Raw genomic sequence first — 24334 nt, forward strand, 5'->3', positions numbered from 1 at the left:
TATCATAGTCGCAAACCTGATCTTCCAGCCAGTGGTACGCCACCGCTTTGCGAAACGCCCCGCGATTTCGGGCTTGCCGACATGACCTGTATACATTTTTTGTTATTATCAGGCGAAACAACAGGGTTCATCATTCAGGGAGCTGCCATGACAGACGCCGGATTTCTGCAACGCCCTCGGACCGAGCGCGGGTTCTTTGTTTCACCGGGTCAGGAGTATGGTCGTTCCCGACTGGGCGCACCGCTGCTTTGGTTCCCGGCTGAAAAGACAGGCAAAAACAGCGGATTGATCATCGCTGGGACTCACGGTGATGAAACCGCATCGGTGGTGGCGCTTTCCTGCGCATTACGCACACTCGCGCCGGGTAACCGGGCACACCACGTGATACTGGCGGTCAACCCGGATGGCTGCCAGCTAGGGCTACGCGCCAACGCTCACGGCGTTGATCTCAATCGTAATTTTCCAGCGACCAACTGGCGACCAGATAACACGGTCTACCGTTGGAGCGAAGGTACCCCCGTGCGCGATGTGCAACTCTCCACCGGTGAAAGTCCTGGCTCCGAGCCGGAAACGCAGGCGCTTTGCCGCCTTATCGAGCAGCTGTCGCCTCCGTGGGTGGTGTCCTTTCATGAACCGCTGGCCTGTATCGATGACCCGCAACGTTCCGAGCTGGGTGCCTGGCTGGCGCATGAATTCTCGCTGCCGCTGGTGGATGATGTGGGATACCCAACGCCGGGTTCATTTGGCAGTTGGTGCGCTGAACGCCAGTTGCATTGCATTACCGCTGAGTTGCCGCCTGTCGCCGCCGATAGCGCCAATCACCGCTATCTGTCTGCGCTGATTCGTTTGTTGTCTCATAATTTTTTATACCAATGTTGATAATGTTGCCCTACACTAACCAACATGTTAATCACCTGTGATGAAGGACGTAAGCATGTCAACAAATGTACATTTCCAGGGTAACCCGGTACCGGTAACAGGATCTTTTCCGGCAGTCGGCAGCAAGGCACCTGCATTTTCACTGGTTGCCAAAGATCTCTCTGATGTCGCTCTGAGCCACTACGCCGGCAAACGCAAAGTCCTGAACATCTTCCCAAGCATTGATACCGGTGTCTGCGCCGCGTCTGTGCGCAAATTTAATCAACTGGCATCCAGCCTGGATAATACCATCGTCCTGTGCATCTCTGCCGATTTGCCATTCGCCCAGTCTCGCTTCTGTGGTGCCGAAGGTCTGAACAACGTGGTCGTATTGTCTACGCTGCGCGGCGCAGAATTCAAGGAAAAGTACGGTGTGGCAATTGCCGACGGTGCGCTGAAAGGGCTGACCGCACGCGCCGTTGTGGTGCTGGATGAAAACGACAACGTGCTGCACAGCGAACTGGTGAACGAAATCACCAACGAACCGGATTACGATGCAGCTATCGCCGTACTGAAATAAGTCTCGGTGCGCTATCGCCGTGTTTCGCCATCACCGCGATAGCGTCCACTAAAATGCCAGTCGAGAGACTGGCATTTTTTATTGGCATCACTGGCTCTCGATGACGTTATTCTCCACTGGCGACCGGGCACGTGGGGGTAACGTCTGCCAGTTACGTAGCGCACACCATACCAGCACCAGCATCACGCCCCATTCCGCCATCAGTGTGACGATCAGCGCACGGGCAAAATGTCCGCCACTGGCATGTAGCGCCTGTACCAATATGGTACCCAGCACTATTGGACCCAACCCCAGTGATGCTTGTTGCATGGTAGAAAGTAATGCACTGCCCGAACCGGCCTGCTGCGTCGGTACATCAGACAGCCCGATGCGATAAAAACTGCTGACAATAAACGCCTGACCAAAGCCAATCATCATGGTCGCAGGCAACAATTGCAGCACCGATACCGGCCAGCGCCACGCCAGCGACACCATCAATAACACCAACCCGCTCATCTGAATGGCGCACCCCGTCAGCAATGCCCCGCGATTACCAAAGCGAGTGATAAGGCGGCTACTGAACAACGATGCCACAAAATAGGACAACCCCAGACCGATAAAACTGTTACCTGACTGCAACGGGGTAAAACCTGCGCCGGATTGCAAGGTATAAGCAACCGCGAACATAAACCCGCTCCAGCTGGAAAAAAACAGCAACGCCAGCAGCAACCCGAAACGGACTCCCGGCAAACGAAACAACGCAGGCGGCAGTAACGGCGCTGGCTGACGACGTTCTACTCGCCATAACAGTGCAAACCATACCAGGCTGCTCAGCAACACGGCGATACAGGGCCACGGCCAGTGCCAGATAGGTCCCAACGCCAACGGGAACAGCAGGCTTGCCAGCATCAGTGACAACAGCACCGTGCCAGACATATCCAACGCAACCGGTTTTTCGCCACGGGTGTCAGGCAGGCGTGACGGCGCCAGCAGCAACACCAGCAGGCAGACCGGCAAATTGACCAGAAATACACTGCGCCAGCCATAACCGGCGATATCCAGTTGAATCAAAAAACCACCGAGTACCTGACCGACCACAAAAGCTAATCCACCGATGGCGCTATAAAAACCCAGCGCACGGGTATGCTCACGTCCCCGCAGGCAGACATGAACCGTCGCCAAAATCTGCGGTACCACCAGTGCAGCGCCAATCCCTTGCAAAGCGCGAGCTGCCAGCAGCACCCAGACCTCCTGAGCGATACCGCACAGCAACGACGCCACGCCAAACACGGCAACACCAGCAATAAACACCCGTCGCCGTCCCAGGTTATCCCCTAACCGCCCGCCCATCGCCAGCGATACAGCAAATGCCACGCCATAAACCGATACCACCAATTCCAGCTCAGCCGGGCTGGCAGAAAGTGAATGAGCGATAGCCTCCAGCGCCACGTTGACGATAGAAAAGTCGATCATCGGTAACAGTTGACCGGTCAACAGCACCATCAGGCCGATGCCAGTGAGCCGTTGTGAAAGTGAAACCTGTTTCATCGATGTACCCGTTGTGTTAATTCTGTGAGGCAGCTAGCATTATCGATAATTTAAACGGGTACCAGTTCCTGTTTATCCTGGTATAAGAACTACCTGTTTGTGACTATTCAACGCCCCATCTGGAGGTTCTTATGGTTATGCCGATACCCACGCCACCGGCTGACACCCACGTCACTACGCTACAACCGGATAACCGCAAACGCCTGGGCGCATTTCTGCGCGCACGACGTGAAAGTCTCGATCCGCTGCGACTGGGGCTATCGGTTCCTCGTAAGCGACGCACGCCAGGCCTGCGCCGCGAAGATGTCGCCCTACTGGCAGACGTGGGCATTACCTGGTACACCTGGCTGGAGCAAGGCCGGGAAATACGCGCATCCGCCAAAACACTGACCGCGATCGCCAACGCCCTGCAATTCAACGAAGCAGAAACCCGGCATCTGTTTATGTTGGCAGGATTGCCGTTTTCCCCCGCAGCACAAGCCAGTTGCGAAAAAATCAGCACGGACAGCCAACGTATTCTTGATCAGCTCAATCCATTGCCAGCGGTGATCGTCAATGCCCGCTTCACCATACTGGGATTCAATCTCACCTGGTGTCAGTTACTGGATATCGATCTGAATCAGATAGCGCCGGAAGATCGTAACTGCATCTGGCTGGCGCTCACTCACCCCAACTGGCGGGAACGGCTGGTGGACCAACATGATCTGTTGCCCAATCTGGTGGCAATGTTCCGGGCGCAAATGACGGAACACGCAGGTGAACCACTGTGGGAAGCACAACTACAGCGCTACCTGAACGCCTCAGAGGAATTCCGCCAGTTGTGGTACCAGCGCTATGAAATTCAGGGAGTGGATGACAAAATCAAGCGTTTTCGCCATCCAACGCTGGGCATATTTACCTTACGCCAGATCAACTGGTGGAGTGCGTCTCGCAACGGCAACCGGATGCTGGTTTATATGCCTGCCAGCGATCAGGATACGGCGCAACTGGCGCTCCTCGCACAACTTCCGCCGCCCGATGGATTCCGCCGCCGAATGGGATGAACCCGCCCGCTAGGCTCGCGTCATGGCAGTGTCATCCCAGCGCTTTTAAGGTTGAGGAGCCGCAATCGGCTTCAGATCCAGCTTGCTGGCGCTGGCACCCGGTAACAACGGCGTTTGCTGTTCACTCATCCAACGACGATAGCCGTCCAGCCACCAGGGACTAAGCGGATTACCGCTCTGCCCACCCGGCAGGCTCAGCGTGGCGTGGGCTTCATCACCCGGCGAGATGACCAGTCGCTCCGAAGCACCGAATGTCGGACGATTTACATGCGGCACATTATTATCTCCGCAAAGCGGTTGCGCCGGCACTTGCAACAGGCGTCCCACCAGCGGCAATGATGACGCCAGTGGGTGGGCAATACGGCTCTGATTAACATCACCCCAGTTACGGCTGCCCTCCCCATTATCCAGCCATACCGCTGTCAATTGCTGCAACGAGAACTGGCACCAGTCTTTGGCTGGCGCAGGCACCCACTGGCGAGCCTCACCACGCATCAACTGTTGCACCGTCATATCCCAGCGTGGGTTGGCCGCACGGTAACTGGCATTCGGCCATGCCTGCGACAGTTGTTGGTCCAGCGTGCCGAACAACCGCTGGTAGAGCGCATCACGCCAGCGGTTCAGTAATAAATACGCCGCTGAATCAGCTGACGCCTGGCCATTCCATTGCTGTAATAGTGTTCTGATTGCTGTTTGATCCGCCTGCGTATCTGATGCAGAAGCATTCAGGCAGTCAAGTAACCTGTCGCGCCAGCTGGCAGCCAGCAGTGCGCGGTTATCCAGTTGGATACGATGCATTGCGGCAATATCCAGCTGGCTGACCTCACTCAGCGCCTGATGAATCGCCGACGCGCGCACGCCAGGGTCAGCGCCGCCATCCCCGATAATGTCTCCTTGTTCATTGAACAGCATCCGGTTGTTGGCGGTTACAATGACACCTTGCGGTGGGTCGATCAACTCAGGATGAGATGCTGGCGGCAGCGCCGTAGCGCGCCAGCGTGCCTGCTGCACGTCCATCAGCGGGAACGTGTTCTGTACACCGGGCGTCAACCGATCCGGCAGTGCTCCGGCCAGCGTCCAGCCAATATGTCCGCGGCTGTCAGCCACCAGTAGATTTTGTACCGGCAGGCCGGCTCGCTGCCCAGCCGCCAACGCATCCGGCACTGTATAGGTTTCTGCCAGCGACATGAGCGACAGATCCAACGAATTAGGCAATTGCAATACCCAGTGCATCGCCATGCGTCCCTGCCTGGTTTCAACTACCGGCCCCCAGTCGCTGGTTTGCACAGTCATGGGTTGTGGGTCGCCATGACTTACCGCCAGTATTTCCTGCACGGAATGCTGATTGCCCTCAGCCGTATCCAGTTTCACCCAATCAAAAGTGTCGGCATGGCTGTTGGTAAACCCCCAGGCGATATGCTCGTTGCTACCGCTGACGATGGCTGGCGCACCAGGCAACGATAGCCCCGTCAGGCGCAGCGTGCCGTCGTCAGCGGGATAAATCAGTTGAGCGCGATACCACACCGTCGGCAGATTCAACATGAGATGCATATCGTTCGCCAGTATTGCTCGTTCCGGCGTACGTACCAACCAGCCATTGCTGCCTTTAATTTGTGCTTCGACATGCGCTTGTTCTGCGACATGCGGGTTACCCCTGGCGAGCATACTCATTTGCTGACCCCACCACTTGGGCGGCTCTGCAGGCAACGTCGGCAAAGGGGGGAGTTGCCCTGCCAGCGGCGCATCCCACACACTGACATCCGGCAACAAAAAATCGGTCTGTTCAGGTGTGCTCTGGCTGGCAATCCAGCCGCGGGCATATTCGCGGCCAAACTGATTATCCTGTAGGTCAAAATACATTTCAGCAAGCACCAACAGGGTATCCTCTGGCAACCAGACTTGAGGATCAGCACGCAGCAACCAGTATTCGAATGGCCTGACTTTCAGGCTGTTTAACCCGGCATTGACGCCAGCGGCGTAACTACGCAGGATCTGCTGCTGATTGACCGGCAGTTCCGGCCAGCGGCGCGTCACCTGCTGACGCAACAAAAATAACCGATGCTGGCGGTCCAGCGGCAGCGCCGACTCCCCCACCAACGCCGCCAGTTCCCCTGCCGCGCTGCGCCTGAGCAGGTCCATCTGGAAAAAACGATCCTGCGCATGGACAAACCCCAGCGCAAACGCAGCAGAGAAACGGTCGGCAGCCCGAATGGTCGGGATACCGGCACCGTCTCGCTCTACCGTCACCGGCGTATGCAACCCCGGAACACGTAATTCACCATCCAACTGGGGCAAGCTCTGGCGTAACAGCATCCACACGAGAATAACCAATACCATCGCCAGCACAACACACAGCACCAGCCCATCAACAGTTATCCTTAGCCAGCTGTTTATTAAACGCATGACCTAATCTCCCCTGCCTCTCCCACGTTATTTACCGGTGAATATTTAATGACGATAGCGTGAGGCAAAAAACTGTTGCATTATCATTTGTATCATCCTGTATCTGCCATCGTGGTGTTTGGAGGTGATATGTTCCCCTTGTTGACTGCCCGTCTGAGCCTGCGCCCGTTTATACCATCCGATGCCGCCGCACTGCTTGACGCGATACAGGAGTCGCTGGAAACCGTAGGCCGCTGGCTACCCTGGTGTGTGCCGCATTACGACCTGTCTATGACGCAGAATTGGATAATGGGTTGCGAACAGCAACGCCGCGAAGGTTCAGCTTTTGATCTGGTGATCAACGACCGAAATACCGGGCACCTGCTCGGTTCTATTGCTATCAACAATATCAGCAAAGCCTACCGCCTCGGCAATGTTGGTTACTGGATTCGCCAGTCAGTACAGGGGCAAGGGCTGATCACTGAGGCCATGCGGGAAGTGGTGCCGTTCGGTTTCGGCACGCTGGGGTTGACCCGTCTGGAAATCATCGCCGCCGAGGAAAACCACGCCAGCCGTCAGGTCGCAGAAAAAGTGGGCGCACATTTCGAAGGGCTGCTGCGCAACCGGATTATTATTCATGACCAGCCGGTAACGGCAGCGTTATATTCGTTGATTCCAGGAGATGAGCTTATTTATTGATTTTTTAGCGTGACGTACTGCCAGATTTACTGCACTCGAATTATTTCGGGTATATCGTTCGTCTCATCCAGATACTGCCCGCTATTTTCAGATAGCAATGGAAATACCACTGTCCCAATCGTATAGCGCAATCCCTTCGCTACGTGTTCTTTATGACTAATAACCATCATCACCTCATGGCACGCAAAACAGCACCCAATACAATGCCATAGCACCCCTGGCATCAAAAGGCACGGCTATCTTTATACAAAATTATCTTCATAACCGCGTTTTCAATAAAAAAGCGGATAGTACAGTCATCCGCTTTTTTATTCGTGGTTACTCGTCCTCATCCCCACTCTTGCGACTACTCAACCCATACTCGCGCAATTTATTGGCAATCGCGGTGTGAGACACACCGAGCCGTTTGGCCAATTTACGGGTGCTGGGGTAAGTCTGATAAAGGCGAGTTAATACCGAGCGTTCAAACCGCTTGCTGATGTCGTCAAGGGAGCCGTCCAGTAAATCGTCATTGTGAGCAATGTCTGGTTGAAAAGCAGGCAGATCGATATCTTTCAGTCGCAGTTCATCGCCTTCCAGTTGTGCCAGCGCCCGATAAATGGTGTTTTTTAACTGCCGCACGTTGCCCGGCCAGCCGTATTGGGGCAAAAGATTACGCACCTCCTGCGCAATACGAGGATGCGCTATGCCCTGCTCATCGGCAAAACGGGCTACAAACAGTTCGACCAGCGGCATCACATCCGTCGGGCACTCGCGCAGCGGCGGCAGTTGCAGCGTCAACACATTCAGGCGGTAATAGAGGTCTTCACGAAACAGACCACGCTGCACCAGATCCAGCATGTTCTTTTGGGTCGCGCAGATAACGCGCACATCTACGTGTACCTCGTGTTCCTCTCCTACCCGACGAAAGGTGCCATCGTTCAGGAAACGCAGCAGTTTGGTTTGCATCTGCGGCGACATTTCGCCCACTTCATCCAGCAGTACCGAACCACCGTTCGCCTGCTCAAAGAAGCCTTTCTTGCCTTCCAGCGCGTTGGGATAAGCACCCGGTGCATGGCCGTAAAGCTCGCTTTCCATTACATCATCCGGCAGTGCAGCACAGTTGAGCGCCAGAAATGGTTTTTTACCGCGGCTACTGTGCAAGTGACAAGCGCGGGCCAGCATATCCTTGCCGGTGCCGGTTTCCCCCACCAGCAATAGCGGCGCATCCAGCATCGCCAGTTTGCGCGCCTGTTCCACCACCTGACGCATACGTGGGCTGACCGCGACAATATGGTCAAACTCATGTTCGGCGTTGACCGGCGTCTCCTGCAACTGGCGGCCCATGCGCGCCGCTGATTTCAGCGTCACCAGCGCACCGGCAACAGCAGATTTGCCCTTATCATCTTCCAGATGAACTGGCGTCACTTCCTGCAGAAAATCCTGCCCACGGAGCACTACGCGACTCGTCTCCGGCTGGCCGCCCTGTTCCTGCCAGCGGGTAAAATGGTAGTTATTCAATAACTGGCTGACGTTAAGCCCATGGGCTTTTTCTGGCGTGAGGTCAAACAGGCTGAGCGCAGCAGCGTTAATCAGTTCCACTTTGCCTTTGAGATCAACCGACAGCACCGGCTCAGGCATGGATTCCAGCAATGCATGTAGCGAACGGTGCTCCCGCTCGGATGGCATGAACGCAATGGTTCGCACATCGCTGACGCCCGGAATACGGCGAATCTCCGTCATCAGTTCGCGGAACGTATCAAAACCGAGGGGCGTAAAATTGAGATAAATTCGACCAGCAGTATCAATTTCGATACCGCGCAGGTCGATATGCCGCAATACCAGCAAATCAAGCAGCTCACGAGTCAGACCAATTCGGTCTTCACAAAATACTTCCAGACGCATCAATAAAACCTTCATTCATCAGGTGCGGCAGGGACGAGAGTGGCATCATACTCTTTCACTGCCACCGGATGAAGTGGGGTGTCAGCAAAAGTTGACACCCCGGCGAGCGAATCGCGGATTTACTTCGCCTTTTCTTCCTCCGGGAATGGCGTAGTCAACATGGAAACCATAATGCGGATGCCTTCGATATAGTTACCGATACGCATATTTTCATCACTGCCGTACGCGTTGTTATCCGTATTCACCAGCGATATTACGGCAAACGCATTTTTCAGCGCCGCCAGTGCGCCATTGATCGGTGGTGAAACCCCCAGCATACGGTTTTTCTCCGGTTCCCCTTTGCCCGGCGCTTTCACACCCTCTACCGCCCATTTCGCCAGTGGCGACTCCATCTGTGTACGCACCGCAAATGAACTGCCCGACGAGGTCATCATGCTCATTGATATCAACCGAGCATTATGATTGCGCTCCTGCAGTGAGGGCGAATCGGAGCGAATCACAAAGAAACCTTGAGCCGCCACGTATTTTTTCAGCAGGTCGTACAGATAATCGGGGGATGTTTCAGGAACGGTACGGATATTGATGCTGGCAGTGGCCGTTGAGGGTATGGCATACACCGCCTTGCGCCCGGTATCGCCCGCCCTCAATCCAATAACATCCAGCGATGGATATTGCACCGCTTCTACCGGATTGGGTGCCATTTTCTCCAGTTGGTATACCCCGTAGCGGCTTTCGATGGTACCCCGCGGCGGCGTCAGCAACGCCAGTTGCTTATGCTCGTCATCAGTCAGTTTGACCCGGTCATAGAAACCGGGCAACGTCACCCGTCCATCGGCATCTTTGAGTCCGGCCAGCAAGGTTGCCAGTTGCTGCACCGGATTGATGATGACATTGCCAAACGCGCCGCTGTGTGCCGCTGGATCAGGACCAAACACCGTCATATCGACCTGTATCGACCCACGATAGCCGAACGTGATCACCGGTTTGTTATTCGTGTTCACCGCCCCATTGAAGATCACCACGCCGTCATTCTTGAGTCGGGCGGCGTTTTGATTAACGACCGACGTCAAATGTGGCGACCCGCGCTCCTCTTCAGAATCAAGCAACACCTTGATATTTACCGTAGTCGCAGCTTTGGCGCTTTTAAGCGCATCCACCGCGGTCAGAAACACTGAGATCACGCCTTTTCCGTCCGATGCGGAACGCCCAAACACGCGCCATTCCGGGTCAAGCCCCGGCTGCATTAGCCGCTCGTTAGGTTGCGGCATCCAAATACCGCGCGAATCTTTGATTTTCAGCGTAGGTGTCCAGGGGTCGGAACTCCAGTCAGATTTACTCACCGACTGCCCATCGAAGTGCATCAAAAACAATATGGTCGGGCGGTTGGGTTGCATGGGTCCCAGTTCGGCGTACAGCATCGGATGTGCGCCATTAGCCAATTGCTGGGTGGTAAACCCCCGTTTCTGAAAAGCTTTATCCAGCCAATTGAGGTTGCGCTGAATATCCGCTGCCACATCGGTGTCGTTACTGAGCGTCAGCCCTTCAAGATATTCAGGAAAACTGGCCTTAGCGAAGCTCTGGGCGTCAGCAGGCGTCATAATCCACTGCTGCGCTTGCGCGGAGCCTGCTGCTACCAACGCGCCGAGCACACCGGCCAACAGCAATTTGTTGCCACGAAACATCATAAGTACCCTTCCAGCCAGAGGAAAAAAAGAATATCCATCTTCTGGTTATCGGCAATATCGCTCATCGCCTGAGCGATTCGCCCGCCGTGCTTATCCTGCTTATAGATAAGCACGCTTCGTGGCAACGTAATGCGGGCTATATCAAAACACAGTTGTTTTTAGGCTGTATTTTTATTGACTGATTGCCAAAACGGCGACTTTTCCGGTAATCAGATATTTTCCAGCCTGACTCCGCGGGTGCGCGGGCCGAATACACCAACCGTCACTACGACAGTCAACATGCTGATGATGATGAACGCCAACACGCCGCTGGTGTCATAATGCTGCAAAATCAACCCGATGATGATGCTGCTAAGTGCCGTGGACAGACGACTGAAGGCGTAACAAAAACCGACGCCGCGAGCGCGAATCGCCGTGGGGAAAATCTCGGTCTGGTAGGCATGATAGCTGATGGTCAACCAGGCATTGGAGTAGGTGATCAGAAAACCGCAAACAATCAGCCACATCGGTTGTGTCTGAAAAGCAAACAACGTACCGCATATCACCGTCATTAATGATGACAGCACAATTTGCCATTTGTTTTCGAGTTTCCCCGCATACCAACTGCACGCCAGTGACCCTAGCGGATAAGCCAGCGTAATGAAAAAGGCGTACAGCAGGCTGTGAGTGACGGTTGCGCCCCGCCCTGCCAGCAATGCAGGCAGCCAGTTACCAAAGCCGAAAAAGCCTATCGCCTGAAAGATATTCATGGTAATCAGCATCAGAGTACGGCGTCGGTAACGCGCCGACCAGATATCACTAAACCGACCGCGTGACGGATAAGGGTCCACCGCCTGTGGCGACAGCGCTTCGCCCGGCGGCATACCGCAGCGATGTTCCATGGCGATCATCACCCGCTCGGCTTCCTGATAACGCCCTTTCGACGCCAGCCAACGCGCCGACTCCATCAGATTACGGCGCAACAACCACACCACCAGCGAACACACCGCGCCAATAATCACCACATAGCGCCAGCCAGATAACCCCCACACTGTCTTCGACATCAGCCACCAGGACATGAGTGCGACCACTGGCACCGACAAAAACTGCATGAAGAACGCCAGCGCAAACGCCCGATTGCGCAAATGGGTCGGCGTCCATTCAGACAAGTAAGTATCAATGGTTACCAGCTCCACCCCTAGCCCTATTCCCACCAGAAAGCGGCAGAGGATCACCCATTCCGCCTGGGTTTGGAACGCCATCAACAGCGAAAATGTGCCGTACCACGCCAGTGCAAACATAAACGCCGTGCGGCGCCCTAACCTATCCGCCTGTGGAGCCAGCAAACTGGCGCCGATAAACAGGCCGAAAAAAGTGACGGAGGCAAAAGTAGCCTGATCCGAAACCCCTAACAATCCCTCTTTCCCGGTATGAAAAATCTTCTCACCAATCAGGCCGGTGCTGATGTAGGCGGTCTGAAACAGATCATAAAGTTCAAAGAAACCGCCCAGCGACAGCAGGATAATGAAACGCCACAATCCCCATGACGAGGGTAGCGCATCAATACGTGTCGCCAGCACATGAAGCGGAAGCGGATGGTTGACAGCATAAACCGTCGGCGCACTGTGTGCAGTAAAGCTGGAGTCCATGGATTGCCTCTGATTTGATGATTAGGTTGTCATTTAGTAACGTTCCGGCAAACCATAGCTGCAATAATTATCATTTGTTACCTTTTATATATGAAATTATTTGCAAGATATTAAAACACCGGCAAGCAGTAACATTTCAATCAGCAGGTTTATCAAAATAATCGATAGGTTATCGCCATTATCAGCAAAATATCGATATATCTGGTTACATCAGGCACAACCTGTGGAGGAGCAGCTATGTTCTTTTTACCGATTGCTCTGCAAAGTCGGGTTGCGTTTTCACCCGGATTAGGCTAACCAGCTCACGCCGAAAGTCCCCCAACCGGGGTTTGTCGCCATCCAGCCACGGCAGCGGACGGCACAGTTCCATCGCGCGAACCCCTAACCGTGCCGTCAATAAACCGGCACCCAGCCCTTGCGCCGCCCGTGCCGACAAACGTGCCGCCACATCCTGCGACATCCAGTCCATGCCGACTTCCCGCACCAGTTCGCTGGCACCGGCAAACGCCACATTCAGCAGCACCAGCCGGAACAGGCGAATACGACTAAAATAGCCTAGTTCGATGCCGTACAACCGTGCAATGCGGTTGACCAGCCGCAAGTTACGCCAGGCGATAAACGCCATATCCGCCAACGCCAACGGACTAACAGCAATCATTAGTGCCGACTCGGCGGCGGAACGGCTAATCTCACGGCGCGCCTGGGCATCCAGCACCGGTTGCACCAGATGCGCGTATAGTGCCATGACCTCCCGGTCATTATGGGTATCATGCAGTGATGCCTGCCAGCGTTGCAGTGCCGGATGCCCGGCCTCAAGCCCAGCCTGACGGGCCAGATGTTCACAAAAAGCACGGGCACGCCCCGTACCCTGGCTATTGAGCAATTCCCGCGCCCGATCACGCGCTTCTGCTCGCTGGCGTAACCGATACAACCTGCGCCATTCGACTACCAGCGATCCCACCCCAGCGCCAATAATCAGAATACCCGCTGCAACGCCACCGAGTGCAATCCAGTCCTGACTGACCCAGGCCTGATACAGCGAACGCCCACCTTGCGCCAGCACGCTGACACCCAACAGCGCCACACCCGCTCCCCGCATTCGACGCCACACGCTACGTCGTGGGCGCAGCGCATCGCTGACCAGTTGCTCAGCCCTTTCACCCTCGTCAGCTTCGACATCGGCTGTCGGCACAAAGTGTTGCTCGTCATTGCCGTCAAACGCCATCGATGGACGCAACGGCGCACAAACGGGCTCAAGCGGCGTATTATTAAAGGTAATGCGAGGTTTTAGCGGTTCGTTCATCGCAATTTGTCTCCCAGTAAAAACTCCATCACCGTATCCATACGAATATGCGGCAACGGCACATCCGCCTGCATGTCCAGCGGACGAAATTGTTCAAAACGGAACCCCTGCTCGCGCCAGAAGGCAGGGTCCGGCAACCGCGCCGGAACATCGCCGGGATACAAGGTAATCGGCTCGCCGTCCGTCAGCCGATTACCGCGCAAGGCGGGCAACGATTGCCCCTGATGCGATACCACGCCGCTCTGCGTCGCCTGCACAGAAGCGATACCCGCACAGTCGATCTCAATGCCTTCAAACGCCACATTGCGCCAGGCTTCCTGCACCAGTTGCTGCAACAGCGACACCAGATTGGCGTGCTGATCGGCAGTGATATGGTCAGACTGGCTGGCAGCGAACATCAGCCGGTCAATACAAGGCGAAAACAACCGGCGCAACAGGGTGCGCTTGCCGTAGTGAAAGCTCTGCATCAGTTGGGTCAACGCCAGCCGCATGTCGTTAAACGACTGTGCGCCGTGGTTGAGTGAGCGCAGACAATCCACCAGGACGATTTGCCTGTCAAAACGCACAAAGTGCTGGCGATAGAACTCACGCACCACATGCTGGCAGTAATAATCAAATCGCTGACGCAACATGCCAATCAGGGTGTGATCGCCGGCTTGCGCCAGCGCGGCATCAAGCCGTTCATCAGGGTAAGGCCAGGGAAAGAACTGCAACACCGGCGCACCGGCCAGATCGCCCGGTAAAACAAAGCGCCCCGGTTGAATAAAATGCAGCCCTTCTTGTTTACACCGCAACAGGTAGTCGGTGTATGCCTGGGTAATTGTCGCCAACCGGTTTTCATCCGCCGGCGCTAGCGGGTCCAACCCCTTGCATAGCGCCAGCCAGGGTTGCGCCCAGTGCAACCGGTCACCTTGTAACAGCGAGGTCATCTGTCGTGACCAGTCTAGGTAGCGCTGTTCCAGCAACGGCAAGTCCAGCAGCCATTCGCCGGGATAATCGACAATTTCCAGATACAGCGTGGCGGCATCACGGAAGTGGCGCAGCAGGCTGTCGCGGGAACGGTAACGCAATGCCAGCCTGATTTCGCTCACGCCGCGCGTCGGCGTCGGCCAGGCCGGCGGCACGCCGTACAACGCGGCGATACCTTCGTCATAGGCAAAGCGCGCAATATCCAGATCCCGCTGAGGAATGCGACGCGCGCCCAACAACCGGTTTTCACGCGCCACCGAAAACAACGGCAATCGCGCACCGTGCTGAACATTCAGCAACTGATTGACCAATGAGGTAATAAAAGCCGTTTTACCGCTGCGGCTCAGACCAGTGACCGCCAGCCTCAGATGACGGTCAGCGCTACGATTAACCAGCGCACTCAACTCATTCTGTAACCGGCTAAGAGGGAGGGAATAAGCCATGACGCTCCTGTTCATTGTTCTGCCAATCGCCTTTGCAGACGATAACCGGATTATCGCGCAATCATCAAAAGCATGATGAACGGGATTCGATAGCGAATCCCGCCCTGAGAGTCAGGCCAGCCCGTGGCTGGCGGAGTGATTACAGTTGGCGGAACTTACTGCGCACGCCGTAGGTATCCGACGTGATATAGCGCTCAATGTCGCGCAACCGCTGTTCGTTGCCACGCAATATCGCGTCGGCCTGATCCAACAGCGTGTGTGGCGAAACCTCATCATTAGCAGATTGATATTCCTCCGGCGACGCTGGCTCCAACACAAAACTGAGAATAACGTAGCCAACGACCGTAATCAGGAACAGGCCGAAGAAAATCGACAGGACAGCAATAAGGCGCACCAATTTGACCGGCACATCGAAATAGCGTGCCAGCCCGGCGCACACGCCCTTGATCATGCCCTCTTGCGGCAAGCGGTAAAGTTTTCGCTCAAAACGGGTGTTCATCAGGACTGCCTCCAATTGGGATGTTCTGCATCCAGAATCTGTTCCAGCGCCTCAATCCGATCACGCATACGCTGTGCGTCCTCCGTTAACCGAGCCAGCCGTTGCAATTCGGCCTGATCCCACTGCGGCGCACGGCGACGCTGGCTGTAATGCAACCACAGCCACAGCGGCGCGACAAACAGCAGAAACACCGTCAGCGGGATCATTGTCATTACCAGAGCACCCATTTTTTCTCCTTAATTATTATGGTAATGCAGCAAAGCTGCCGCAGTAACGGCAGCCAATGGCGGTTATTCCACCGGTTTTACTTTCGCTTTCAGCGCCGCCAGTTGCGCATCGATCTCATCACTGGTTTTCAACTCGGCAAACTGTTGCTCCAGCGATTTCTGTTTGCCCAGTCCCACACTTTCCGCTTCCGCCTCAAGCGTATCAATGCGGCGTTCAAACTGCTCAAAGCGAGCCATCGCTTCATCCAGTTTACCGCTGTCGAGCTGGCGACGGATATCGCGGGATGAACTGGCGGCTTGGTGACGCAGCGTCAGCGCCTGCTGGCGAGCACGGGTTTCGGTCAGCTTATTTTCCAGCTCACCGATTTCCCGTTTCAGGCGATCCAGCGTCTCTTCCACCGCCGTGACTTCCTGCTCCAGCACCGTCACCAGTTCCGTCAGCTTCTGTTTTTCCACTAACGCGGCACGAGCCAGTTCCTCACGCTCGCGTCGCAACGCCAGTTCCGCTTTTTCCTGCCACTCGTGCTGCTGTGCGCGGGCTTGCTCAATACGCCGAACCAGCTGTTTCTTTTCCGCCAGCGCACGGGCAGAGGTAGAACGTACTTCAACCAGTGTATCTTCCATTTCCTGAATCATCAGCCGCACCAATTTTTGCGGGTCTTCAGCTTTATCCAGCAACGCATTGATATTGGCATTTACGATGTCGGCAAAACGGGAAAAAATACCCATACTCTACTCCTCAGTGATTTCCGGCGTCTGCGACGCCCGGTTCGTTGTCTCCATCAGCCGTTGCCTGATGACGCCTTAACATAATCAAATACCGTGCCAGCTTTCGGAATAGTATTAATGCATTGATAAATAATAAATTTATCATTTGAATATACAGCTTGCGTCATCTTTGATATGGTCAAATTGACTAATAAGTAGTGAAAAATACATGGTGATATCATGGCACATGAACAAGAATCACTACTGGGGGAAGCCAATAGCTTTCTGGAAGTGTTGGAACAGGTATCGCAACTGGCGCAACTCAGCAAACCGGTACTGGTTATTGGCGAACGGGGCACCGGTAAGGAGCTGATTGCCAGCCGCCTGCATTACCTGTCGCCACGCTGGCAAGGGCCGTTTATTTCGCTCAACTGCGCCGCGCTGAATGAAAACCTGCTGGATTCAGAGCTATTCGGTCATGAAGCCGGCGCGTTTACCGGCGCACAGAAGCGCCACCTGGGGCGTTTTGAGCGCGCCGACGGCGGCACCTTGTTTCTGGACGAACTGGCCACGGCACCGATGCTGGTACAGGAAAAACTGTTACGGGTGATCGAATACGGCGTGCTGGAGCGCGTGGGCGGCGGGCAGCCGCTACAGGTGGATGTCCGACTGGTGTGCGCCACCAACGAAGACCTGCCCGCTCTGGCGGCGCAAGGCAAGTTCCGCGCCGACCTGCTTGACCGGCTGGCGTTCGATGTGGTGCACCTGCCGCCATTGCGCCAACGCCAGCAGGACATCATGCTGCTGGCGCAACATTTCGCAGTGCAGATGTGTCGGGAACTGGGGTTGTCACTGTTCCCCGGCTTTAGCCAGCAGGCAGAAAACACGCTGCTGGATTACGCCTGGCCGGGTAATATCCGCGAGCTAAAGAATGTGGTGGAGCGTTCGTTATACCGCCATGGTCGTACCAATGAACCGCTGGACAACATCATCCTTAATCCATTTAAGCCACTGGCCGCAGCCCCGTCTGTGAACGAACAGCCTGCGCTTTCTTCTGATGCCTTTAATGCCTTGCCACTCCTGCCATTGAAACTACGCGACTGGCAGCACCATCAGGAGCGACAATTGGTCGAGCAGGCGCTCGCTCAGGCACAGTTTAATCAGCGCAAAGCGGCCAGATTGCTGGCGCTCACCTATCACCAGTTTCGCGGCTTGTTAAAGAAACATGCGATTGGCGTCAGCGAATAACCCTATACGCGACTTGTAGTTATATGAATGTACGTAGACTAAAACCACCGGGATATGCAATTTGTAGAAAAAACCGGCAGACAAACGTAAGAAATTGGGTGGAATGGCAGAGTGCGGTACACTCTGTGTATTGCCGATTGTCTGAAAAAAACCGTATGTCCGGAAAACACATTCTCATACTGGCGCTGGCCTGGTTGGCGCAGCCCGTTATGGCACAAACGCCGACCGTAAGCCCGATGCCGGCGCAAACCATCCGCCACAGCGGTTTTGTCTATTGCGTTAATGACGTGCTGAATACCTTCAATCCCCAGATGGCCCGCAGTGGGCTGATGGTGGATACGCTGGCCGCCCAACTCTATGATCGTCTGCTGGGCGTCGATCCGTACACCTACCGGTTGATGCCGGAGCTGGCGCAACACTGGGACGTGACCGACAACGGCGCCACCTACCGCTTTACTCTGCGTCGTGACGTGCCATTCCAACAGACGGCCTGGTTTACCCCCAGCCGCATGATGAATGCCGACGATGTGTTATTCAGTTTCAAACGTATGCTGGATAAAAAGCACCCATTTCATGACGTCAACGGCGGCGAATACCCTTATTTCGACAGCCTGCAACTGGCGGATAACGTACAAAGTATTCGCAAACTGGGTGATTACAGCATTGAAATCCGCCTGCACAACCCCGATGCCTCATTCCTGTGGCATCTGGCCACCCACTATGCGCCGGTTCTGTCGGCGGAGTATGCCCAGCAACTGACCCGGCAGGACCGCCGTGAACTGCTTGACCGTCAACCGGTGGGCACCGGCCCTTACCGGCTGGATGAGTACCGTTATGGGCAATATGTACGGCTGAAACGCAACGATGATTACTGGCGCGGTCAACCGCGTATGGAACAAGTCGTGATAGACCTCGGTTCCGGCGGCACCGGTCGTCTGTCTAAATTGTTGACTGGCGAGTGCGACGTACTGGCTTATCCGGCCGCCAGCCAGCTGACCATTCTGCGCAATGACCCACGCCTGCGCTTATCGCTGCGTCCGGGGATGAACGTCGCTTATCTGGCATTTAACGTGCGCAAACCGCCGCTGGACAACCCCAGTGTGCGCCACGCCATCGCGCTGGCTATCAACAATGATCGTCTGATGCAGTCGATTTACTACGGCACCGCAGAAACCGCCGCCTCGATACTGCCGCGCGCCTCCTGGGCCTACGACAACGAAGCGCAAGTCACCGAATACAACCCGGATAAAGCGCGGCAGTTACTGAAAGAACTGGGAATTCGCGGCTTGCAATTGCAGCTGTGGGTGCCAGGCGCATCTCAATCCTACAACCCCAGCCCGGTCAAAACCGCCGAGTTGATTCAGGCCGACCTGGCGCAGGTGGGCATTCGGGTCACCATCATGCCGGTGGAAGGTCGTTTTCAGGAAGCGCGCCTGATGGCGATGAACCACGACCTGACGCTCGCCGGTTGGGCTACCGACAGTAACGACCCGGACAGCGTATTCCGGCCACTGTTGAGTTGCGCCGCTATCCGCTCCCAGACTAACTATGCCCACTGGTGTGACCCCGATTTCGACCAGGTGCTACAGGAAGCGCTCTCTTCTCAACAACTGTCCCGACGTATGGAATACTACCGGGTGGCACACCACATTCTGTCTGAACAGTTGCCGCTGCTGCCGCTGGCTTCATCGTTACGGATGCAGGCCTATCGCTACGACATAAAAGGGCTGGTGCTTAGCCCGTTCGGTAATTCTTCCTTCGCTGGCGTCTATCGTGATGATGGTCATCAGGAAAAACCGGATAACCTCACGGTTGATCCGTCTTCCAACGCGCCGATCCAGGGAGAACAACCGTGATTATCTTTACCCTTCGCCGCTTGTTATTGTTACTGGTCACGTTGTTTCTGCTCTCGCTGATAGGCTTTAGCCTGATGTATTACACCCCGCACGCGCCGCTCAATGGCGCAGCGTTCCTGGACGCCTATCGCTTTTATTTTGTTAGCCTGTTGCAGGGTGACTTTGGCGTCTCCAGTACCAACGGACAACCAATTAGCGAACAGTTGCGAGATGTGCTGCCCGCCACCATCGAACTTTGCCTGCTGGCGTTTTCGCTGTCGCTGCTGGTGGGCATCCCGCTCGGCATCACCACCGGCGTACTGCAACATAAAGCCGCTGATCGGATTATCAGCGCACTGGCGTTGCTGGGCTTTTCGTTGCCGGTGTTTTGGCTGGCGTTGCTGATGACGTTATTCTTTTCGCTGCACCTGGGCTGGTTGCCGGTTTCAGGCCGTTTCGATCTACTTTACCCGGTGCCGCCGGTGACGGGGTTCGCGCTGATAGACGCCTGGCTGTCCCACTCGCCTTACCGGGAAGAGATGATCGCCAGTGCCATACAGCACCTGATTTTACCGGTATTGGTGCTATCAGTCGGGCCGACGACCGAAGTGATCCGACTGATGCGCATCAGCACCACCGATATCGGCACACAGAATTACATCAAAGCGGCAATTATCCGCGGGCTGTCGCGTTCCACCGTGATTCGTCGCCACCTGCTGCATAACGCACTGCCGCCGATCATTCCACAACTGGGGTTGCAGTTTTCCACCATGCTGACGCTGGAGATGATCACCGAAGTGGTGTTTAACTGGCCGGGCATTGGCCGCTGGCTGGTCAATGCCATCCGTCAGCAGGATTTCGCGGCGATTTCCGCCGGCGTGATGGTGGTCGGCGCGCTGGTGATCACCATTAACGTGTTGTCTGATATCTGGGGCGCCATGGCAAACCCGCTGAAACATAAGGAATGGTATGCACTCCGATAACATCTATGGTGAGAAAGCCCTCCCCAGCCGCTGGAGCGATAGCTGGAATGTGTTCCGTCAGGACCGCATGGCGATGGTCGGTTTCTATGGCTTTCTGCTCCTGTTGGGGTTATGCCTGTTTGGCAACACGCTGGCACCCTACGCGTTGGACCAACAGTTTCTTGGTTATCAGTTGCTGCCGCCGTCCTGGTCACGCTATGGCGAAGTGTCGTTTTTTCTCGGCACCGATGATCTGGGGCGCGACCTGTTGAGCCGCTTGCTGAGCGGCACCGCCCCGACATTCGGCTCGGCGCTGCTGGTTACCCTGGCCGCGACGCTGGTCGGTATTTTGCTGGGGCTGCTGGCCGGGGTCACCCATGGCCTGCGTTCCGCCGTTTTGAACCACATTCTTGACCCGCTGTTGTCAATTCCTTCGCTGCTGTTGGCAATGGTGGTGATCGCCTTTATCGGCCCACAGTTGTCGCACGCCATGCTGGCGGTGTGGATGGCGCTGCTGCCACGCATGGTGCATACCATCTATACCGCGGTGCACGACGAACTGGAAAAAGAGTACGTCACCGCTGCCCGGCTGGACGGCGCCTCCACGCTCTACATTGTCTGGTATGCCGTGGTACCCAATATTTTGCCGGTGCTGGTCAGCGAGATCACCCGCGCGCTCTCCATCGCCATTCTGGACATCGCCGCGCTAGGCTTTCTTAATCTGGGTGCGCAATTGCCTACCACCGAATGGGGCGTGCTGCTGGGAAATTCGCTGGAACTGGTGTACGCCGCCCCCTGGACGGTCATGCTGCCCGGTGCAGCCATCACGGTCAGCGTACTGATCGTCAATCTGCTGGGAGATGGCATCCGCCGCGCCCTGCTCGCTCAAACCGAATAGTGATGAAACAACACCATGGCATTACTGGAAATTCGTAATCTGACCATTGAATTCCTCACGCCGGACGGCCCGGTGAAAGCGGTGGATCGCGTCAGCATCAGCCTTAACGAGGGCGAGATTCGCGGGCTGGTGGGAGAGTCAGGCTCCGGCAAGAGCCTGATCGCCAAGGCTATCTGCGGCACCAATAAAGAAAACTGGCGCATCACCGCCGACCGCTTCCGCTTTGACGATGTGGATATGCTACAGCTCACGCCCCCCCAGCGCCGCAAACTGGTGCGGCACAACATGTCGATGATCTTTCAGGAACCGCAGTCCTGTCTGGACCCTTCGGCACGCGTTGGTCGTCAGTTGATCCAATCCATCCCCGGTTGGACCTACAAAGGCCGCTGGTGGCAACGTTTCAACTGGCGCAAACGCCGCGCCATCGAACTGCTGCACCGCGTCGGCATTAAGGATCATAAAGACATTATGCGCAGCTACCCCTACGAATTAACCGAGGGGGAATGCCAGAAGGTGATGATCGCTATTGCGCTCGCCAACCAACCCCGGCTGCTGATTGCCGACGAACCGACCAACGCGATGGAAGCCACCACGCAGGCACAAATTTTCCGCCTGCTTTCCCGGCTCAATCAGAACAACAACACCACGATTTTGCTGATCAGTCACGATTTGCAAACCATGAGCAAATGGGCGGACCGCATCAACGTGCTGTATTGCGGCCAGACGGTGGAAAGCGCCGTCAGCGATGAATTGATCAGCGCACCGCATCACCCTTACACCCAGGCGCTGATCCGCGCCATGCCGGATTTTGGCCGCTCGCTGCCGCACAAAAGCCGTCTCAACGCGCTGCCGGGGGCGATTCCGTCGCTGGCACACTTACCGGTAGGATGCAGGCTGGGACCACGTTGCCCCTATTCACAAAAACAGTGCATGGCGGCGCCGCCGCTCATCCCAGTGAGAAACCACTGGTACGCCTGCCACTTCCCACTCAACATGGAGGAATCCTGATGGTGGAAACCCTGCTGGAAGCCCGTAATCTCACCAAAACGTTCCGCTACCGTACCGGTTGGTTTCGCCGCCAGCATGTCGAAGCGGTGAAATCGGTGAGCTTTACGCTGCGGGAACGGCAAACGTTGGCGATCATCGGTGAAAACGGTTCGGGCAAATCCACGCTGGCCAAGATGCTGACCGGTGTGATTCCCCCCACGTCCGGCGAACTGGTGATTGACGACCACCCGCTGACTTTCGGTGATTATCACTACCGGAGTCAGCGCGTTCGTATGATCTTTCAGGACTCTGCCAATTCGCTCAACCCGCGCCAGCGCATTGGTCAATTACTGGAATTACCGCTGCGACTCAATACCGATCTGACGCCGCAACAACGGGAAAAAGCGATTAATCTGGCGTTACGCCAGGTTGGCCTGCGTGCCGATCACGCCACCTATTACCCGCACGCACTGGCACCGGGGCAGAAGCAACGTATTGGACTGGCGCGCGCACTGATTCTGCAACCCAAAGTGATCGTGGCAGATGAAGTGCTGGCATCGCTGGACATGTCGGTACGGTCGCAGATCATCAATCTGATGCTGGAATTGCAGGAAAAACACGGCATCTCCTATATTTATGTCACCCAGCATCTGGGCATGATGAAACACATCAGCGACCAGATTTTGGTGATGCAGGCTGGCGAAGTCGTCGAACGCGGTAGTACTGCCGATGTGCTGGCGTCTCCGCTGCACGACCTGACCAAACGCCTGATCGCCAGTCACTTTGGCGAAGCGCTGAGCGCCGATGCCTGGCGACGCGACAACGGCCACACCTGATTTTTCGAAATAGACCACAACAGGTGATGACACGGCACAATAGCACAAAGCGCCGCTTAGTGGTTGGAGTACCCCTGGGGGCACCATACATGCTAGAATCGCCCAGTTTATTCACATCGATCATGGTAAATAATTATTTTTATTGACAATGATCGCAGTAACAATGATCACAAGGATACTGCCATGGGTTTTCTTAACGGTAAGCGCATTCTGGTAACGGGCGTTGCCAGCAACCGCTCCATTGCATACGGTATCGCACAGGCAATGCATCGTGAAGGTGCAGAACTGGCGTTCACCTACCAGAACGACAAGCTGAAGCCGCGTGTGGATGAGTTTGCCAAAGAGTTTGGTTCGAGCATCGTGTTACCCTGTGATGTGGCAGAAGATGCCAGCATTGACGCACTGTTCGCAGAACTGGCAAAAGTCTGGCCTAAATTTGATGGTTTCGTGCATTCCATCGCTTACGCACCGGGCGACCAGTTGGATGGCGACTACGTCAATGCCGTCACCCGCGAAGGTTTCTCCATCGCTCACGACATCAGCGCCTACAGCTTTGTGGCGATGGCAAAAGCCTGCCGCGCCATGCTGAACCCGAATTCCGGCCTGATCACCCTGTCCTATCTGGGTGCTGAGCGCGCCATTCCGAACTATAACGTCATGGGCCTGGCTAAAGCCTCGCTGGAAGCTAACGTGCGTTACATGGCCAACGCCTTGGGTCGTGACGGCATACGCGTCAACGCGGTTTCTGCGGGTCCGATCCGCACGTTGGCTGCTTCCGGCATCAAAAACTTCAAGAAGATGCTGTCTCACTGCGAAGCGGTCACCCCGATCCGCCGCGTGGTCACCATTGAAGACGTGGGCAATGCCGCCGCGTTCATGTGTTCCGACCTGGCTGCCGGTATTTCCGGCGAAATCCTGCACGTTGACGGCGGCTTCAACATCGCCGCGATGAACGAGCTGGAACTGGACGATTAATCTCGTCGCGCTGTGCCGGGCGGTTGTCCGGCACAGGGTTTCAGCCATTCGCATCCCTCATCATCCCTGCCTGCTTCTCTTTCCCTGTTGTTACCTTTTCGGATTTCGTTATTGCTTTTCTGGTTATGCCTTTGCTGGCTAGTGCTTTCCTGATTTGC

At 55.6% G+C, this 24334-nt stretch carries 21 protein-coding genes; 11 read left to right on the plus strand and 10 right to left on the minus strand.

Annotation, left to right across the window (positions count from 1 at the left end; translation table 11 throughout):
• Positions 1-147: 147 nt before the first annotated feature.
• Both mpaA and tpx read left to right on the plus strand, forming a co-directional pair.
• Positions 148-879 carry a murein tripeptide amidase MpaA gene (gene mpaA, locus Dpoa2040_RS04835; protein WP_168640486.1) on the plus strand — a complete coding sequence of 244 codons (732 nt, stop codon included), beginning with the start codon at positions 148-150 and terminating at the stop codon, positions 877-879.
• 55 nt (positions 880-934) lie between these two features.
• Positions 935-1438 carry a thiol peroxidase gene (tpx, locus tag Dpoa2040_RS04840; RefSeq protein WP_168640487.1) on the plus strand — a complete coding sequence of 168 codons (504 nt, stop codon included), beginning with the start codon at positions 935-937 and terminating at the stop codon, positions 1436-1438.
• Between the two features lie 87 nt (positions 1439-1525).
• Here the strand turns inward: tpx and Dpoa2040_RS04845 are convergent, their stop codons facing one another.
• A complete protein-coding gene (locus tag Dpoa2040_RS04845) occupies positions 1526-2965 on the minus strand; it encodes an MFS transporter (protein ID WP_246867249.1) in 1440 nt (479 codons plus the stop codon).
• Between the two features lie 131 nt (positions 2966-3096).
• Between Dpoa2040_RS04845 and Dpoa2040_RS04850 the strand changes: the two genes are divergently transcribed.
• Positions 3097-4008 (plus strand): helix-turn-helix transcriptional regulator, encoded by a 912-nt coding sequence (locus tag Dpoa2040_RS04850; protein ID WP_168640488.1) that lies wholly within the window; start codon positions 3097-3099, stop codon positions 4006-4008.
• Positions 4009-4053: 45 nt separating this feature from the next.
• Here Dpoa2040_RS04850 and Dpoa2040_RS04855 read toward each other — a convergent pair whose 3' ends face one another.
• Positions 4054-6411 (minus strand): penicillin acylase family protein, encoded by a 2358-nt coding sequence (locus tag Dpoa2040_RS04855; RefSeq protein ID WP_168640489.1) that lies wholly within the window; start codon positions 6409-6411, stop codon positions 4054-4056.
• A gap of 129 nt (positions 6412-6540) precedes the next feature.
• Between Dpoa2040_RS04855 and Dpoa2040_RS04860 the strand changes: the two genes are divergently transcribed.
• Positions 6541-7089 carry a GNAT family N-acetyltransferase gene (locus tag Dpoa2040_RS04860; RefSeq protein WP_168640490.1) on the plus strand — a complete coding sequence of 183 codons (549 nt, stop codon included), beginning with the start codon at positions 6541-6543 and terminating at the stop codon, positions 7087-7089.
• A gap of 318 nt (positions 7090-7407) precedes the next feature.
• Here Dpoa2040_RS04860 and tyrR read toward each other — a convergent pair whose 3' ends face one another.
• The 8 genes from tyrR to pspA all read right to left on the minus strand — a co-directional run bounded on the left by tyrR (position 7408) and on the right by pspA (position 16456).
• Positions 7408-8973: a transcriptional regulator TyrR gene (gene tyrR / locus Dpoa2040_RS04865; RefSeq protein WP_168640491.1), complete on the minus strand. Its 1566-nt coding sequence runs from the start codon at positions 8971-8973 to the stop codon at positions 7408-7410.
• Between the two features lie 119 nt (positions 8974-9092).
• The gene (locus Dpoa2040_RS04870; RefSeq protein ID WP_168640541.1) at positions 9093-10655 is read right to left on the minus strand and encodes a M20/M25/M40 family metallo-hydrolase; all 1563 of its coding nucleotides are present in this window, start codon (positions 10653-10655) and stop codon (positions 9093-9095) included.
• 212 nt (positions 10656-10867) lie between these two features.
• A complete protein-coding gene (locus Dpoa2040_RS04875; RefSeq protein WP_246867250.1) occupies positions 10868-12286 on the minus strand; it encodes an MFS transporter in 1419 nt (472 codons plus the stop codon).
• Between the two features lie 235 nt (positions 12287-12521).
• Positions 12522-13589 (minus strand): YcjF family protein, encoded by a 1068-nt coding sequence (locus Dpoa2040_RS04880; protein ID WP_168640492.1) that lies wholly within the window; start codon positions 13587-13589, stop codon positions 12522-12524.
• On the minus strand, positions 13586-15001 hold the full coding sequence (locus Dpoa2040_RS04885; RefSeq protein WP_168640493.1) for a YcjX family protein: 1416 nt from the start codon (positions 14999-15001) through the stop codon (positions 13586-13588). The genes Dpoa2040_RS04880 and Dpoa2040_RS04885 overlap by 4 nt, the downstream gene beginning before the upstream one ends.
• A gap of 139 nt (positions 15002-15140) precedes the next feature.
• Positions 15141-15500, minus strand: coding sequence for an envelope stress response membrane protein PspC (pspC, locus tag Dpoa2040_RS04890; protein ID WP_168640494.1), 360 nt, complete (start codon positions 15498-15500; stop codon positions 15141-15143).
• Complete coding sequence (pspB, locus tag Dpoa2040_RS04895) at positions 15500-15727, minus strand: envelope stress response membrane protein PspB (RefSeq protein ID WP_042870994.1); 228 nt, start codon at positions 15725-15727, stop codon at positions 15500-15502. The genes pspC and pspB overlap by 1 nt, the downstream gene beginning before the upstream one ends.
• A 63-nt stretch (positions 15728-15790) precedes the next feature.
• Complete coding sequence (pspA, locus tag Dpoa2040_RS04900; protein ID WP_042870997.1) at positions 15791-16456, minus strand: phage shock protein PspA; 666 nt, start codon at positions 16454-16456, stop codon at positions 15791-15793.
• A gap of 219 nt (positions 16457-16675) precedes the next feature.
• Here pspA and pspF point away from each other — a divergent pair, with 219 nt between their 5' ends.
• The 7 genes from pspF to fabI all read left to right on the plus strand — a co-directional run bounded on the left by pspF (position 16676) and on the right by fabI (position 24176).
• The gene (gene pspF, locus Dpoa2040_RS04905) at positions 16676-17683 is read left to right on the plus strand and encodes a phage shock protein operon transcriptional activator (protein ID WP_168640495.1); all 1008 of its coding nucleotides are present in this window, start codon (positions 16676-16678) and stop codon (positions 17681-17683) included.
• A gap of 155 nt (positions 17684-17838) precedes the next feature.
• Positions 17839-19539, plus strand: coding sequence for an ABC transporter substrate-binding protein SapA (sapA, locus tag Dpoa2040_RS04910; RefSeq protein ID WP_168640496.1), 1701 nt, complete (start codon positions 17839-17841; stop codon positions 19537-19539).
• Positions 19536-20501 carry a putrescine export ABC transporter permease SapB gene (sapB, locus tag Dpoa2040_RS04915; RefSeq protein WP_042871004.1) on the plus strand — a complete coding sequence of 322 codons (966 nt, stop codon included), beginning with the start codon at positions 19536-19538 and terminating at the stop codon, positions 20499-20501. The genes sapA and sapB overlap by 4 nt, the downstream gene beginning before the upstream one ends.
• Positions 20488-21378, plus strand: a complete 891-nt coding sequence (sapC, locus tag Dpoa2040_RS04920) for a putrescine export ABC transporter permease SapC (RefSeq protein WP_168640497.1) — start codon at positions 20488-20490, stop codon at positions 21376-21378. The genes sapB and sapC overlap by 14 nt, the downstream gene beginning before the upstream one ends.
• A 15-nt stretch (positions 21379-21393) precedes the next feature.
• Entirely contained in the window at positions 21394-22386 is a 993-nt protein-coding gene (gene sapD, locus Dpoa2040_RS04925) for a putrescine export ABC transporter ATP-binding protein SapD (protein ID WP_042871007.1), read from the plus strand.
• Complete coding sequence (sapF, locus tag Dpoa2040_RS04930; RefSeq protein ID WP_042871009.1) at positions 22386-23201, plus strand: putrescine export ABC transporter ATP-binding protein SapF; 816 nt, start codon at positions 22386-22388, stop codon at positions 23199-23201. The genes sapD and sapF overlap by 1 nt, the downstream gene beginning before the upstream one ends.
• A 183-nt stretch (positions 23202-23384) precedes the next feature.
• Entirely contained in the window at positions 23385-24176 is a 792-nt protein-coding gene (gene fabI / locus Dpoa2040_RS04935; protein WP_042871011.1) for an enoyl-ACP reductase FabI, read from the plus strand.
• The last annotated feature ends 158 nt before the right edge of the window (positions 24177-24334 follow it).

The sequence above is a fragment of the Dickeya sp. CFBP 2040 genome, assembly GCF_012273755.1.
Lineage (GTDB): Bacteria > Pseudomonadota > Gammaproteobacteria > Enterobacterales > Enterobacteriaceae > Dickeya > Dickeya poaceiphila.